Source organism: Candidatus Lokiarchaeota archaeon (assembly GCA_014730275.1).
Taxonomy (GTDB): Archaea; Asgardarchaeota; Thorarchaeia; order Thorarchaeales; family Thorarchaeaceae; genus WJIL01.
The window spans coordinates 1-14,345 of record WJIL01000108.1 but is presented as its reverse complement, the minus strand read 5'-3'; the positions used below and the strand labels follow the sequence as shown (position 1 = coordinate 14,345).

General features: G+C 45.3%; 15 protein-coding genes. 8 read left to right on the top strand and 7 right to left on the bottom strand.

What is annotated here, in order from left to right; genetic code table 11:
• Positions 1 to 140: 140 nt before the first annotated feature.
• The gene (locus tag GF309_12190; GenBank protein MBD3159543.1) at positions 141 to 1,133 is read right to left on the bottom strand and encodes a GNAT family N-acetyltransferase; all 993 of its coding nucleotides are present in this window, start codon (positions 1,131 to 1,133) and stop codon (positions 141 to 143) included.
• Between the two features lie 184 nt (positions 1,134 to 1,317).
• Positions 1,318 to 1,914, bottom strand: coding sequence for a hypothetical protein (locus tag GF309_12185; protein MBD3159542.1), 597 nt, complete (start codon positions 1,912 to 1,914; stop codon positions 1,318 to 1,320).
• On the opposite strand from GF309_12185, the gene GF309_12180 reads away from it, so the two are divergent.
• The gene (locus GF309_12180; GenBank protein MBD3159541.1) at positions 1,913 to 2,299 is read left to right on the top strand and encodes a hypothetical protein; all 387 of its coding nucleotides are present in this window, start codon (positions 1,913 to 1,915) and stop codon (positions 2,297 to 2,299) included. The genes GF309_12185 and GF309_12180 overlap by 2 nt on opposite strands.
• Before the next feature lie 18 nt (positions 2,300 to 2,317).
• On the opposite strand, the gene GF309_12175 is transcribed toward GF309_12180, so the two are convergent.
• Positions 2,318 to 2,830, bottom strand: a complete 513-nt coding sequence (locus tag GF309_12175) for a hypothetical protein (GenBank protein MBD3159540.1) — start codon at positions 2,828 to 2,830, stop codon at positions 2,318 to 2,320.
• A 431-nt stretch (positions 2,831 to 3,261) separates the two neighbouring features.
• Here GF309_12175 and GF309_12170 point away from each other — a divergent pair, with 431 nt between their 5' ends.
• Together GF309_12170 and GF309_12165 are read left to right on the top strand one after the other, a co-directional pair.
• On the top strand, positions 3,262 to 3,999 hold the full coding sequence (locus tag GF309_12170) for an ArsR family transcriptional regulator (protein ID MBD3159539.1): 738 nt from the start codon (positions 3,262 to 3,264) through the stop codon (positions 3,997 to 3,999).
• An 11-nt stretch (positions 4,000 to 4,010) separates the two neighbouring features.
• Entirely contained in the window at positions 4,011 to 4,754 is a 744-nt protein-coding gene (locus tag GF309_12165; protein ID MBD3159538.1) for a hypothetical protein, read from the top strand.
• 102 nt (positions 4,755 to 4,856) lie between these two features.
• Here the strand turns inward: GF309_12165 and GF309_12160 are convergent, their stop codons facing one another.
• The 3 genes from GF309_12160 to GF309_12150 all read right to left on the bottom strand — a co-directional run bounded on the left by GF309_12160 (position 4,857) and on the right by GF309_12150 (position 9,082).
• Positions 4,857 to 6,662, bottom strand: coding sequence for an ATP-binding cassette domain-containing protein (locus tag GF309_12160; GenBank protein MBD3159537.1), 1,806 nt, complete (start codon positions 6,660 to 6,662; stop codon positions 4,857 to 4,859).
• On the bottom strand, positions 6,655 to 8,580 hold the full coding sequence (locus GF309_12155; protein MBD3159536.1) for an ATP-binding cassette domain-containing protein: 1,926 nt from the start codon (positions 8,578 to 8,580) through the stop codon (positions 6,655 to 6,657). The genes GF309_12160 and GF309_12155 overlap by 8 nt, the downstream gene beginning before the upstream one ends.
• A gap of 82 nt (positions 8,581 to 8,662) precedes the next feature.
• Positions 8,663 to 9,082, bottom strand: coding sequence for an FprA family A-type flavoprotein (locus GF309_12150; GenBank protein ID MBD3159535.1), 420 nt, complete (start codon positions 9,080 to 9,082; stop codon positions 8,663 to 8,665).
• Positions 9,083 to 9,244: 162 nt separating this feature from the next.
• Between GF309_12150 and GF309_12145 the strand changes: the two genes are divergently transcribed.
• Entirely contained in the window at positions 9,245 to 9,916 is a 672-nt protein-coding gene (locus GF309_12145) for an endonuclease III (protein MBD3159534.1), read from the top strand.
• 3 nt (positions 9,917 to 9,919) lie between these two features.
• On the opposite strand, the gene GF309_12140 is transcribed toward GF309_12145, so the two are convergent.
• Complete coding sequence (locus GF309_12140; protein ID MBD3159533.1) at positions 9,920 to 10,255, bottom strand: hypothetical protein; 336 nt, start codon at positions 10,253 to 10,255, stop codon at positions 9,920 to 9,922.
• Between the two features lie 143 nt (positions 10,256 to 10,398).
• Between GF309_12140 and GF309_12135 the strand changes: the two genes are divergently transcribed.
• From GF309_12135 to GF309_12120, 4 genes are all read left to right on the top strand, one after another.
• Positions 10,399 to 11,145: a zinc-ribbon domain-containing protein gene (locus GF309_12135; GenBank protein ID MBD3159532.1), complete on the top strand. Its 747-nt coding sequence runs from the start codon at positions 10,399 to 10,401 to the stop codon at positions 11,143 to 11,145.
• Between the two features lie 84 nt (positions 11,146 to 11,229).
• Positions 11,230 to 12,006: a tryptophan-rich sensory protein gene (locus GF309_12130; protein MBD3159531.1), complete on the top strand. Its 777-nt coding sequence runs from the start codon at positions 11,230 to 11,232 to the stop codon at positions 12,004 to 12,006.
• A gap of 97 nt (positions 12,007 to 12,103) precedes the next feature.
• The gene (gene larA / locus GF309_12125) at positions 12,104 to 13,369 is read left to right on the top strand and encodes a nickel-dependent lactate racemase (protein ID MBD3159530.1); all 1,266 of its coding nucleotides are present in this window, start codon (positions 12,104 to 12,106) and stop codon (positions 13,367 to 13,369) included.
• 33 nt (positions 13,370 to 13,402) lie between these two features.
• The gene (locus tag GF309_12120) at positions 13,403 to 14,011 is read left to right on the top strand and encodes a hypothetical protein (protein ID MBD3159529.1); all 609 of its coding nucleotides are present in this window, start codon (positions 13,403 to 13,405) and stop codon (positions 14,009 to 14,011) included.
• Positions 14,012 to 14,345: the final 334 nt, after the last annotated feature.

Sequence of the window (14,345 nt, the reverse complement as noted above, 5' to 3'; positions counted from 1 at the left end):
GTATATCAGATTTTACGCATAACTTGACTATTATAGTTGATTGGGGGAACTCAATTGATTCAGAAAGGCGTCAATCTATCGTGAATCTTACGAAGGAAGCTGAATGGGTCCCCAACAATTTGAAAGTGAAGATTCAATGGCTACGGATTCAGTTCTGTGGAATAGAATTCCACCCAAGAGTTGGGTTCAAATCCCGCATCAATATAGCAGTTGATTGCTGGCTGGTTCTCCTTTGGTGTTCCTACGAAGGTATATTCACAGCCATATTCTTTGAGCGTTTTCCCCAATTCATACAGTAGTGCCTGACCAATTCCCTGTCGTCGAAATTCGGGGAAAACACCGAATAGGAAAATCAGTCCATGGCGTGGATAGTATGGCCGATTTCGAATGACTGCGAGAATGAATCCTGCAAGTGTCCCATCTTTGAATCCCTGCTTGTACAAACCCGGCTTCATTGTTCCCAGTGAGCCCGAGGTTACCTGATTCAACGCTCGCATAATCCCTTCAGCAGTACTTACTCCCGGGTCGTTGCCATGAATAGAACGATCCCCCGGTGTGGACATATACGCCCTGAGAACATGCTCGGTAACTCTATCCATATCGATGGTATCAATATTCCTGATAATCATATCCTGTGGCCCTCTATGAGCAGTATCTAGCTGGGTCAAGTCTGCGATTAGCTGAATCCCAACATATCGAGTTAGATTAAAATCACAGCTCAAATAGAGCTCACGTAGTTGTTTTGCGCTATCTATCTCATCTATGCTGTACTTCAGCGTGGCGAGAAGTGTCTCTATTCCCTTCCTCCTCAATTCCGTCCTAGCAGCCCCTAGAAGCACTTGTCCTACATAATACAGTGATGTATCGGCTGCTACTAGCGGCTCCCAAGGTCTAACTTTGGCAACATTCCCTTTACACCTGACACCCAAAAGCCCTCGTATCTTAGCCCTCCCGTCTTTGGCCAATAGGAATATCCCCTCTTTGTTTATGAAAGCGCTTTCCAGTTCTTCCAGCTCCTCCTCTGGAGAATAATGCATGGGGACATCGCTGTCATACCACTGAACAGAGGCAATCAATTCTGTCCAGTGATTTCTATACGACTCCCAATTCCGTGCCTTGTCTATGGTAATCAAAGAGCTTTGCCTCCGTGAGCATGCCTTACAGAGATACTCTTTCTGAATTCCGTATTTCCCCTTATGAACCTCTCAGCTTCATGAAAAGTGGTAGCTGGCAACTTGCATAGGAACGAAAGCTCCGCCCCTAGTACCTCAAGAACCTCTCGTCGGACATTTATTTGCAAGGAACCATAACTATTGCTTAACCGAAGCTTTCAAAGAACCCTTCTGGTTCTGCTCCTTCCTCTATTATTTCGATATCCTGAACGCCGACCCTCTCCGCGTCATATCTCCTTGCGATGATATTTCCATCGAATTTTTCTCTGGCTGTAGCTGTTTTCCCTCGCCATACGTAGATGTCATCCCATGCATCAAGCACGAAAACATCGTCTGATTTCAGTGAGCTTTCTTCAAGTGGCACTTCTGTGAAGAAGGTCTTGTCCCCCTCACGGTGTACTTTCCATAGCTTGTGCTCATGGGTTTCTAAACGCACTTTCTTCAACATACTGGCAGTATCTTGATCGGTGATTTCGAAATCATCGAAAAGGGTCGTGAACGATTCCGGTTCATCCCCGCCATCGATTCTATCAATGTCAGCTTTGCCTTTTCGGGCAGTGTCCTGCATTACTGCTTCTGCTGCAGTTAGGAATCTCTCATCAACGGTTGATTCGGGTCCAATCCACAGATAGATTTTGTCCCCACCGTCAACAAGGTAACAGTCTCCTTTTCCAAAAGCTCCAGGATCCTTCATCAAAACAAGGCGTCCTTCTTGCACGTGGTAAACAATGGGCTCGGTCATGGTCTTAGAATTAGCAAGCTTGCCCTTAAATCATGCTTGCATGAGTTATCCTCAATCCACTACTTTTTCAATGATCTGTGCTACATTTGAGCGGAGGCGAAGAGGACTGAACATCACGCAGGTTATTGATAATGCCATAAACGAATACAACAAGTATAGAGTGCCTGAAGTAAAGGCGGAATTGATATCATTTCAGGACGAATCGCTTGTTCTTGAGTTTACTGGCTCGTTTTGTACAACCTGTGGCTACTACGATTATTTCGAGGATTTTCGGTTTCTCCTTGAACACGAATTTGGACTTAACGCCAAGATAACAGAAATTGAAGAGACACCTGAGGGCGGGATAGTCGAGTTCAGTGTTTCAAAGGGAGATAATTTGACGTAATCGGTTCGTCTCTTCAAACTAGTTTTTATCCAGGAAGCGCTTGATTCGTTTCCTTATTTCTGAACACAGGTCGTCTATTTCCTCCTGAAGACCAGCTGGTTTTTCCTGCTCTGGGTTTAGTAGCATAGCTCTGTGAAGGTTCTCAATATCCTCATTGTAGTGTGTGATTCGGGAATAGATTTCCCAAAGATTGTGCCTGTTTTCATCAGGGAGGTATTGTGCTCTTCCTGACCGCATTCCCAGAATCCAGAAGCCTTTTCGCAATGGTACACCTGTGCCAAGAATCTCAAGATTCGCTTTGCATTCCTCTCGCAAATCATCCAAGAGTTTCTGTCCAGTTTGCTGATTATTTCTGATTCTAAATAGCTCCCCTAGAGCCGTACCTCCAAGCATGCCAAGGAAAATGGAAACTAATCTCGTGGCATTGAGCAATACCGAATCCAAACCCCGCGGCCATAGTGAAAGGATCATTACCACACCAGATATCAAGACTGCAAGAAAAACGCCAATCCACAGTGAACGCTCACTCATTATGCCACATCTTCCCACTTTCCTGACTGTAGCGTTTTCCTACTTCTATCTTTCTGCTGAAGTGATTCATATGTTTCATTGAGCCACATTTACTGTAAATGCACCGGGCTGTTCAATTGCAAAGGGATTATACCTTTCCATTATGATACGCAGCCATAGGCCCATCAATGGGCGGCAAGAGCTTAGACTCAACACAACCACCCCCACACAAAGGCTGGCCCGTTGGATTAGGAATAATGAGCCTCTCCTCCTTCGAATATAAGCATAGGTCTCATCTCGCTTCTCAACGGAGGCTCATTGGGCCTTCTCTTACTCTCTATCTCTCCTTTTGGGAATCAGATCATTGAAATCTGATTCCACCACAATTCTTTGATGTATTATGACCGTATAATTTATAAACAAACTGTACTACTGTACATTAGACGAATACAATGAGCGACGACATTGACAACCTACGAGATGAGCTCCGCGAAGTGCGAGAGCTCAAAGAAACCCTCCGTGAAGAAATTGAGGATCTTCGCCGAGAAAGGAAGAACCTTCGAAGCAAAGCCCGGATTCGGCGGGAATCATCTCGCCGTACTACTGAATCTCGTCATGCCCCTCGTGGACCCTTCATTGATTTGAGTGGTATGACCGAAAGCTTGAGCGACATGATGGAAGGCATAAACGAACAGATTCAGGCCTCTGTAGAGGGCATCGGTGATTTCAGAGTCAAGGTTCCTCCAGTACGGGTCCATCGCGCGAAGCGTAAATGGGATCGTGAAGAAATCGAGCAAATACCCCCCGAGCGTGTTGCTGAGGTAATCAGTCCTCTGGGAAGTGAAGAGCGATTACGTATTCTCGAGTTTCTGAAAGACGGCGCCAAATCGTTCAATGAACTGGAGAATCATGTTGGGCGAACGGGAAGTTCACTAACCCATCATCTCAATCCTTTGCTTGAAGCTGGATACGTTGTGAAAGGCGAGGTGCGGGGAACCTATTACATTACTATTGAAGGCAGACTAGCGTATCGGTTATCACAGTGGTTAACTAGCCAAGTTGAAGATGAGAGAAGAGTACAAAACGGAAAGAAAACTGCTGGAACCAATGGTGAAGTCTCGGTTGAGTTTGATAAAAAGGAGAACGGAAACGACGTTGAAGAAGATGATGAATTTAGGAGCGATGTGTAAAGATGGCACGCATGACAATAGAAGAAGAGACTCATGTAATCGAAACAACCCATGACCTCATTTCTAAAGAGAAATGTTTGGTCACGCTAGGGTCAGGATGTATCTGTTCAAGGCTCTTGGACAACGGTGAACCAATTGGGCTTGTATTTAGTGATCCTGCAGAATTTGCTGTTGACGCAATTGCAGAAACTGATCGCGGCGCTGTTGGAGAATCGATAACAGGTTCTTTCAAGGGTATACAGGTGTATTTCGGACCAGTTGAGATTGATGATATCTCACGGGTTGCTCATGATACTGATTTTCAACAGACGGAATATACGAATAACCAAGAATTCCTGGAAGCTGCAAGGCCCAAAATAGATGATTTGGGTGCTACCAAAGATGAACGGAGAGGGGCCTTAGATGAAGAAGGTGTTATCATCGGAACCGACCAAGAAGATGAGAAGATTGTTCTTGTAGCAAAGGACCCAGAGATTGTACTTGTCAGAGGCAAATCGGTTTTCGTGGTTAAAGAAAATCGACTGGTGTCGGTTGAGAAGAGTGGTGTCACAGTCACTGAACCAAGCGGGAAGACCATCACAATTGGCAAGAACGGGATAGGTGGTATAGATATTCCCGGGATGGGACTGGGCCAATCAATCTCCAACATAGTTGGTAAATCCATGATGGGACTTAAGGGTTTGAAGGGCCTAAAGAGCTTGAAGAAACTACGCTCCAGCGATATCGACGATTTGGACTGGGAAGACGAAGAGTAGAATCGCATCTTCTAGTTCCTTGCATCGAATCAGTATTCCGCCCCTGTGCTCTGAGCAGGGGCCTCTTTTTTACAAAACAACTATCTGAATGTTTCCTTATCCTTACACGGTCGCAGTTGATTCCATCGCCCTTGGCTTAAGCTGCAATTCGTACAGCGAGAAATATTTCCCCTTATTTTTCATGAGCTCCTCATGTTTGCCAGATTCTACGATCTCGCCATCTTCGATAACGACGATGCGATCAGCGTTGACTATAGTTGACAGCCTGTGCGCAATGACAAGCGACGTCCGGCCCCCAAGAAGTGTTTCCATGCCCTTCTGAATCGTGTGTTCGGTGTACACATCGATACTACTGGTGGCTTCATCCAACACCAGGATTCGGGGGTCAGCAAGCAAAGCTCTAGCGAAACTCACGAGCTGGCGCTCCCCTTCTGATAGATGACTTCCGCGTTCTCCTACACCGGTTTCGAAGCCATTGTCCAGGTTCTCAATCAGCTTCCTTGCCCCAATGGCTTCAGTAGCCTCTATTATTTCATCATCTGTGGCATCTGGTCTGCCATATGCGATATTTTCCTTCACGGTTCCCATGAACAGGAATGGATCCTGCAGTACGATACCAATAGTGGAATGCAGTGACTCTTGAGTGACATCACGGACATCTATACCGTCGATTTTGACAGAACCTTCCCACACATCATAGAATCGATTGAGTAGGTTCACCACGGTGGTTTTCCCAGCACCAGTATCTCCAACAAGGGCAATCGTCTCGCCCGGTTCGATTTCCAAATTGAAATCCTCTAGAACCGGTGTATCTTTTACATAGCCGAATGTTACATCCTCAAATTCTATCCGGCCTTTAACAGGGGGCATCTCAATGGCGTCTGACTTGTTCTCGATTGAAGGTTCGGAATCCATGATTGTAAATACCCTTTCCGATCCTGCGAATGCAGCCTGCACAGTGTTGTAAAAGTTGCTTATTATCAACATTGGGCGGAAAAACTGTTCATTGAATCGGATAAACAATACAAGTGTACCAAGGCTCAGCGTCCCTTGAGTAAGTCGCATACCACCTATCCAGAGGATAAGGAACACGCCTATGGCACCAACAAATCTGATACTCGGGAAAAAGGTCGAACTGGCTTTGGACGCATCGATGTTTGATTCGTAATCGGCTTTATTGAGCTCCTCGAAAGTTTCTGCTGATCGTTTCTCTCTGGCGAAGCTCTTGGTGACCTTGGCGCCCGATATACTCTCGGCAAGGTTGGCTGTAACGCTGGATATTGTCTTTCGCGTACTCCGATACGCTTCCCTCATCTTCTTTCTGAAGAATATGGCTGTCCCTCCCAAAAGGGGTACCACGGCCAGCGAAACAATCGCCAACTGAAAATCAACGGTGAAGATGATTCCTCCTATTGCGAAAATTATGAAGAATTGAGCCATCGTATTGATAAGGCCACCTGAGAGGAACTCACTCATACGATCGACATCGTTGGTTAGTCTCGAAATCACTCTCCCGCTTTCGTAGTCATCGTAGAAGTCTTGCCCCATCTTCTGAAGCTCGCCAAAAAGCTCCTGTCTTACTGAATATACCGCTCGTTGTCCCATGAGGGCTGTAAGGTAACCACTGCCATAGTTTGAAAGCCAGTTGCCTATCCGAAGAACAACATAAAACAAAGCAGTCATTGCTAAAGCCTGCAAATCACCGCTGATGAAATCCACATCTATTGCATGTCTGAGCACAAAAGGTGCCCAGATATTCACGATGATGTTGATAGCAACGAAAATACAAGTTGCTATGAAATATCCCTTGTACTCAAGAAGATAACTCACCATCCGGGTGAGGAGTGTCATGTCTTCATATTCGTTGGATCGTTCTAGATCCTCGTAGAGTAATGCCCGTCTACCCACCACTCGTCACCTCCATTTCTTCGGTGGATGTTTGTGGGCTCTGGGCTCGTGGGGCTGCTATCTCCATCTGTTTAAGAGTAGCATGTAAACCTGCATATAGTCCATCCTTCTCTAGTAGTTCTTTGTGAGTGCCCTTCTCAACTACACGCCCCCTATCCATCATCACAATCATGTCAGCATTACGAATGGTGCTGAGTCTATGGGTGATGATGAATGTAGTCCGCCCGGTCATGAGTTTCTCTAGCGCTTCTTGGATTAGCATTTCCGTCCTAGCGTCAACAGAGCTTGTTGAATCGTCAAGAATCAAGATTCGCGGATTCGCCAACAACGCTCTGGCAATGGCAATCCTCTGTTTTTGACCCCCACTAAGGGTAACACCTCTTTCTCCTATCCTAGCATCGTATCCGTTTTCAAGCGTAATGATGTAGTCATGAATGTTTGCTGCTTTTGCTGCCTCTTTGACCTCTTTCAATGGGGCTTGAGGATTACCAAACGCGATGTTGTCTCTTACAGACGCAGAGAAGAGGAAGGGGTCTTGATGAACCATTCCTATGTTGCTTCTGAGATCCTCCAAGGAGTAGAGTCTCACATCGATGCCATCTACTCGAACTGCTCCAGGCATCTTGACGGGGTATTCCTCACCTTTGATTTCAACAGTGTCCCCTTCGACGGTGTATGTCTCACCCTCTATTTCCACCTTTCCATTCTCGTCGACGGCGTATTTCTTACAATCATAAGTTACTGTAGTGCGCGTGTCGACATCATAGAATCTTGGAATGAGGTTAACGAGACTAGTCTTGCCTGACCCCGTTCCACCTAGAAGTGCTACTGTTTTTCCAGGCTCAACGCTTAGGTTGATATCACGCAGAATCCAGTTATCTCCCCCGTAGCTGAAATCCACCCCATCGAACTCAACTCTCCCATCAAGGTCCTCGACTCGAACAGGATCCTCTGGCTCGGTCAGCTCGTCTTCGTGATCCAAAATGTAGAATGTTCGTTCACCTGATGCTGACGCTCTTTGATACATGCCAACTCCCCAGCTAAGAAATCGGGCAGGAAGATACAGCATGCTTACCAAGCTGATAAAACCAACAAAACGGCCATAACTAATCCCGCCAAGGGTGAAAGAGAACCCTCCATAGTAGATGAGAATGCCGGTTATTAATCCAAGAACTGCAGGGAGCAATGGTCTGTACAGTGAAAGAAGTCGAAGAGCTTCAGTTCGAGTCTCATAGAACTTCTCATTTTCTTCTTGTACTCTATCATACTCTCGATCAGTTGCTGTATACGCTTTGACAACCTTCATGCCTGTTACGTTCTCGGACAAAACTGAGCTGAGAGTACCATACTGGCTCCGGGCCTCGTAGAAGACAGGTCGTACCCGTTTTGCGAAGAGATAGATGAATGTCACAATAAATGGAAGGGCCAGCAGCATGTAGATTGTCAGCTCGATGCTTAATGTGAACATAACTGCATAGGTTCCTATGAGGGTTGCAATAGCAATAAAGACAACCCTGTAGCCCCAATACAGGAAATGCCGCATAGTTGTGACATCTGTGGTAACCCTGGCTAGAAGCTTGCCAGTTTCGTTTTCATCATAGAATGCGAGGTCTTTCTCCAAAAGGCTATCATATAGCTCACTTCGTAAATCATAGATTACGTTCTGAGCGGTAAGTGCTGCACCATACCTTCCAGCGATATCAAAAACAGCATAGAGTCCACTTAACGTAATGTAAATCAAAACGTATGGCAGTATTAGTTCATATTGTGCACTCGGGAGGACATCATCGATGATACTCACAAGTACGAGGGGCGTTAGCACGTTGAAGAGTGAGCCAATTCCTGCACAAGCAAGGTAGCCTATGAAATGACCCCAGTGCTTGAGGGCGTATTTAGTCAATCGCCATACGTAACCCATTCATGCCATCCCTAGATACTGGTCGCTACAAGAATATGATAAGGGTTGTGAACCCTACATTTGGAGCAGATGAATAAACACGTTAGCTCGTACAGGAGTCTGCAAGTCTTTTGCCTAGATTTTTGCAGAGCTCCAGCTCATTTCTGTTAGGCATTTCCTTTGCCTTGACTGGTTGATTTTCAACAAGTGAGCCTCCGAGTCTCTTCAGTTCTTCAGCAATCGTGTCTGGGGCCTCCCCGCTCCACCCATACGAGCCAAAAGCTGCACTTGGTATTCCTTCAAGATCTTTCATCTCTGCGAGCAATCGTCTCACATGAGGAAGTGCCTTTTTCATTCGTGTTGAACTGCCTACCGCCAAAGCACAAGTGTCTTTCAATTCTTCGAAGTCCTTGGCGTTAACAATTTCGCATTCTTGACCATTTGAATTAACACCTTCACAAATTGCTTTGGCCATGGCTTCTGTTCTTCCTCTTGTGCTTTCGTAGATGACGACCACCTTCATCGTTATCAGTAAAAGCAAGAAGATAGAATAAACAAAAGGATTGGCACATGTACGTAAACCGAGGAACCAACAGTCTAAATTTGCCTCATTTCACACTTCTGTCAAGAATAATACAAAACCCTCGTATCATCTAGCGTAGATTGGAGCCGAGGAGTGATAAAGATGCCTGACTTTCCAAGACGAAAACAGAAGGCTCGTGATACATGTCGGATTTTGATAGAAAACTACGGCGATATTATTCATGAACGACGCCTTCCACCAATCGATGAGCTCATACTCACCATTTTGAGCCAGAATACAACGGATGTTAATTCAAGAAGAGCATTTGAATCCCTGAAAGAACGTTTCGATTCTTGGGAACTCCTGCTAAAAGCGCCACAAGAAGAAGTGGCCGAAGCCATCAATTGCTCTGGTCTCTATAACATCAAGGCGGAACGAATCAAGGCCGCGTTGGCGAAAATACAAAGCCGAGTCGGAGAATTGGACCTGTCTTTGCTTAATGACATGCCCCTTGACGAAGCAAAGAACTGGCTCACTTCCTTGCATGGGGTTGGCCCGAAGACAGCAGCGATTATTCTACTATTCTCGTTTGGTCGCCCAGCACTGCCAGTTGACACCCATGTCTGGCGAGTAACAAAGCGCCTTGGTCTTATTGATCAGGACACTTCGCGGGAGAAGGCACACGTAGTGCTTGAAGAAATAATACCACATGATTGTGTATTTTCATTGAACAGAAACTTGGTTAAACATGGTCGAGGAATCTGTAAGGCCCAAAATCCACTTTGCGAAAAATGTTTCCTCAATGAGCACTGTGACTACTATGCATCACTATAGCATTCAGATCGAGGAATCATTCTCAAGAAGATTGCCGAAGTTCTCATGCAAATCTTCCAGCACCGCATTTTTCATATCTCGATTAGACATGAGCGTGAGATTACGGCCATACCAACCACATTCCAAGCAGTAGTACGCAGGATGGAAACTGCCGATGTAACCAAGATCACGAAAAGAGGTTAGTCGAATCAAGCGAGCGCTCTTACAGTTAGGACAGATTGGTATATCTGCACTTTTTCCTTTCTTCTTCAATTCTCTGAGCATCTTCCTGACAATTTTTAACTTCCTAAGTTCAGCAAGTTCCTTTGAGGATAGCTGCCCAGTCAATTTTTCCTGCACATGATTCAGCTCATGTCGTTATTGTTGTGGCTGCTTTTGATGTTTCGTATCTGAGGAAACTTGTTCTAAACGAAACCCATTCCAATCCCCCAAAGAGCAATAAGCAGTCTGGACTAGCAATTACACGGCGCACAAACTCGTGAATGGAGAATAGCAACATGCCCAGAAGGAGAAGAAGAGGACATGGAGAGAAAGATGATCCATGGGGACTGGCTATTCCCATTGCAGTACTTCTTATCATGATGATGCTCACACATTTCGTTTGGTTTCTCGTTCCGCTCGTAGTACTTCTAGTTGTTTTCGCATTAAGCATTCACAAAGATCGAGAGATTACTCGTAGAGCCAGTGATATTGATTATTGGAAGGCGCCTGATGCCAAATCTTCATTCTCGGGTTCCCGTATTGGCAAGACTGGGGGTATTCAAGAACCAATTTACGAAACACAACGGAGGAAAGAACAAGGGATTACGGCAGGAGTGTTGATTCCTATTGCAGTGCTACTCCTCCTTTTCTTTTTGACCGGAACTGTCTGGTTCGTAATTCCAATTGCAGTCTTAGTGATTTCTTTCTTGGGATCTTCAGCCAAATCCCAACAAAACCAATCACGAGTAATCGAAGAACTGGAGCGCGGGGATGCAAAGAGCGTAGATGATGCGGCAGAAGAAACAGGACTGCCTGAAGAAAAAGTCAGGCGTCACATTGTGGAAGGAAAACGTAAAGGTGAGACCAATGTCTGGTTTGATCCAAATACTGGAACCAAGACTTCTACGCCACTTAGAGTTACAGAATACCCGGCCAAACACGTACGTGCTTGTGAGTACTGTGGTTTTGAGTTAAGAGAAGAGGACCGATTTTGTCCCTATTGTGGGGCTCCTATCAAGGCTGAATGAAATATGCATCTATAATCCTCGATGAAAGCCGGCCTTTTTTTACCATCAAGTAGGTTTATTAACAATAGTTATCACATTAATAGTATGTCATCTCGAGTTAATCCGATTATCTTACAGATTACAAACATCATTGCGGTAGTTGCAACACTTGTCGTTGATGCGCTTGCAAACATTTTGCCGATAAACGGCGTGACCACTGGAGAAGTAGCTGACGCGTATCCAAATCTTTTCACGCCACCAGGCTACGTGTTCGCCATCTGGGGCGTTATCTACGTCCTGTTAGCGGTATTCATGGTTTTTCAAGCTCGACCAAATCAACGAGGTGAGCAGTATCTTCAGGATATCAGTTTCTTCCATCTCCTTGGTGCAATTGGAAACACATCTTGGATCTTCTTGTTCCATTATGAGCAGATTGTCCTAGCTGTTATTCCAATTGTTGTCCTGTTGATTTCACTCATTATCATGTATGTCAGACTGGGTATCGGTATACGTGATGTTCCTCGTAACCAGATGCTTGCTGTACATCTTCCAGTGAGTGTTTATCTAGGATGGATCAGCTTGGCTACAATCGCAGGTATTGCTTCGGCATTGAATGTATTGATTCCAGGAATCCCGATACCTACGCAGGTGATGTTGACAGTTATCATGTTGGTAGTTGCACTAGTGTTAACACTTCTTATGCTCTTTATGCGAAAAGACATCGCGTTCGGCTTAGTAGTCATATGGGCATCTACTGGGGTAGTTGTGAAACAGCTTGCGACCTATCCCCTCATTGGCATTACTGCGGGTGTGGTTGCCGCGGTAGTTACAATTTCCATAATCATAGTAGCTTTGCGGGAAGCAGAAATAGTCTCCTTCTAGTTCCGCATTGAAGGAATGAGCCAAGTGGGATAGAGAATCTCTTTTTCCCATTTGGCTATACTATTATTGTCAAATACTGATGTAGACATGGTGAAGCTTGTTGAAATTTGACGTACTCTATGCTGGAGAGAAGACAACTATAGATATTCCTGAATCCTGTGATGTACAAGTGGTCGAACCCCAACCTGTGGATGTGGACATGGATCCTGCCCAAATTGTGGACGACGCCCTGGAATCACCTATTGATTCACCCTCTTTTGAGGAATTCATCGCATCTCACGATTCATTTCTCGTAATTGTTAATGACTACGCCCGGCGAACACCCACTCCCGAGATATTGAAGGTTGTTCTTCTTTATCTTGAAGATGTAGATTTCAAAATTATTGTCGCAAGTGGAACTCATGCCAAACCAACCGAGAAAGATCTTCGTGAACAGATTCTCGGTCAATTCTATGAAGAACTCAAAGACCGTGTTATTCTGCATGATTGCAAGAACGATGAAATGGTGGATTACGGTGAAACCAGCAGAGGAACACCTCTGAAATTCAACAAGACAATCACCGAGTTTGATGCTATCATTGCCATCAATTCCATTGAACCTCATTATTTCGCAGGATACACTGGAGGAAGAAAGAGCATTCTACCCGGTATAGCCGAGTACATGACGGTTGAGCGGAATCACAGTATGGCTCTGGATGAACGGGCAAACGTCCTTGCATTGAAAGGTAACCCTCTCCATGAGGACATGGAAGAGGCTGTTGGGAAGGTTGTGAATGATTATCCAACCTTTGGTATCAATGTTGTTCAGGATGGCGAGGGAAGAATCGTCGGAGCAGTAGCTGGCGACATATTCAAACAGCTTTACAAAGGTGCTGAGCTCGCAGAAGAAATCTATGCTCCTTCTATTGAGAATAAGGTTGATCTTCTCCTTTCTGTTGTTTATCCCCCTCTAGATCATGATCTCTATCAAGGTGCCAAAGGATTTGAGAACACTAAGGATGTTGTTAGAGATGGAGGCATCATGGCACTGATGGTTGCCTGTCCTGGAGGAATCGGAAATGAAGAATACACTGAAATGATGCAGTGTGCCGATTCCGTTGAGGGGCTTGTCAAGCGATTTGAGGAAATGCAAGAGCACTATGAACTGGGTGCGCACAAAATCGGATCAATTCCTCCTTTTCTAGCGAATAAGGAGCTTTGGATGGTCACTGAGATGAGCGAGGAGACCGTTGAAAGTATCAATCTGAAAAAAGCGCCTTCTCCGCAAGCAGCTGTAGATATGGCATACGAGAAATTGGGTCCTGATATGGATGTGCTTATCGTTCGGGATAGTGGGAATGTAGTGCCCCAGCTAAGTGAGTAATCTGCTACGTCTTATTCGTGGAGGTAAGAAATAATGAATTGGAAGGACATACAGAGAGTTGGCATTCTTGCATTTCCTGAAGCTGAAGAGCTTGATATCGTAGGTATCTATGAAGTGCTGGCTTGTGTGAAGACACTCGAAGAGGAAGGTTTGCTCAACACTGGTCATCCCCTAGAAGTTGAGATCCTAGCTTCAAAGAAACCAATACGGTGTGCCAATGGTCTTTTGTTGATGCCTCATGTTTCGGACTTGGATTTCTCTTCATACGACTTGGTAGTAGTACCAGGCGGCAGTGGAATCAGGGAGGTCATGAAAAATGACGATATTCTCTCGAAAATTCAGAATTTCAGCAAGAAGAAACCAATTGCATCGGTCTGCACCGGAGCGTTGATTCTTGCGAAGGCTGGCATTCTATCCGACAAAACAGCATCTACACATCATAGTGTTCGCGATGAGCTTGGCGAGTATTGCGAAGTGAGTGCTGATCGAGTGATTCTTGATGGAGATGTACTGACCGCCGGTGGCGTCACGTCGACTTTGGCTGCAGGTTTGAAAATTCTAGAATTAGTATATGATGGACAGGTTGTCACTACAGTTGCTGATGAGTTAGAGATTCCAGCATCGCTAAGACCCGATAGCTAGCCTAGACCTCGATATCCAGACCGGCACCACACCGCTTGCTTGAGAGCTTGTACAACTCGTGGATTTCTTTCTTCTTGCTGGTGCAGTGGCAGGGAATAATGAGTGGTATGTGTTCAAGTGCATAGAGCCTACTGAAACCATGGAAACCCCCGATTACACAATGAATCTTCCCAAATTCCTCTGCTTTCTCAAGAATGGTTTCCAACCCGGGATGAGCGCATCCAGTTACAAGCGTCCATTCATCATTTCCATGGACTACCAAGGATTGCTCCTTGGTTCCCCTGCCTAACTCGCCAGTGGTATAAACTCTATCGGCTATCTTCTGCGAATCGCT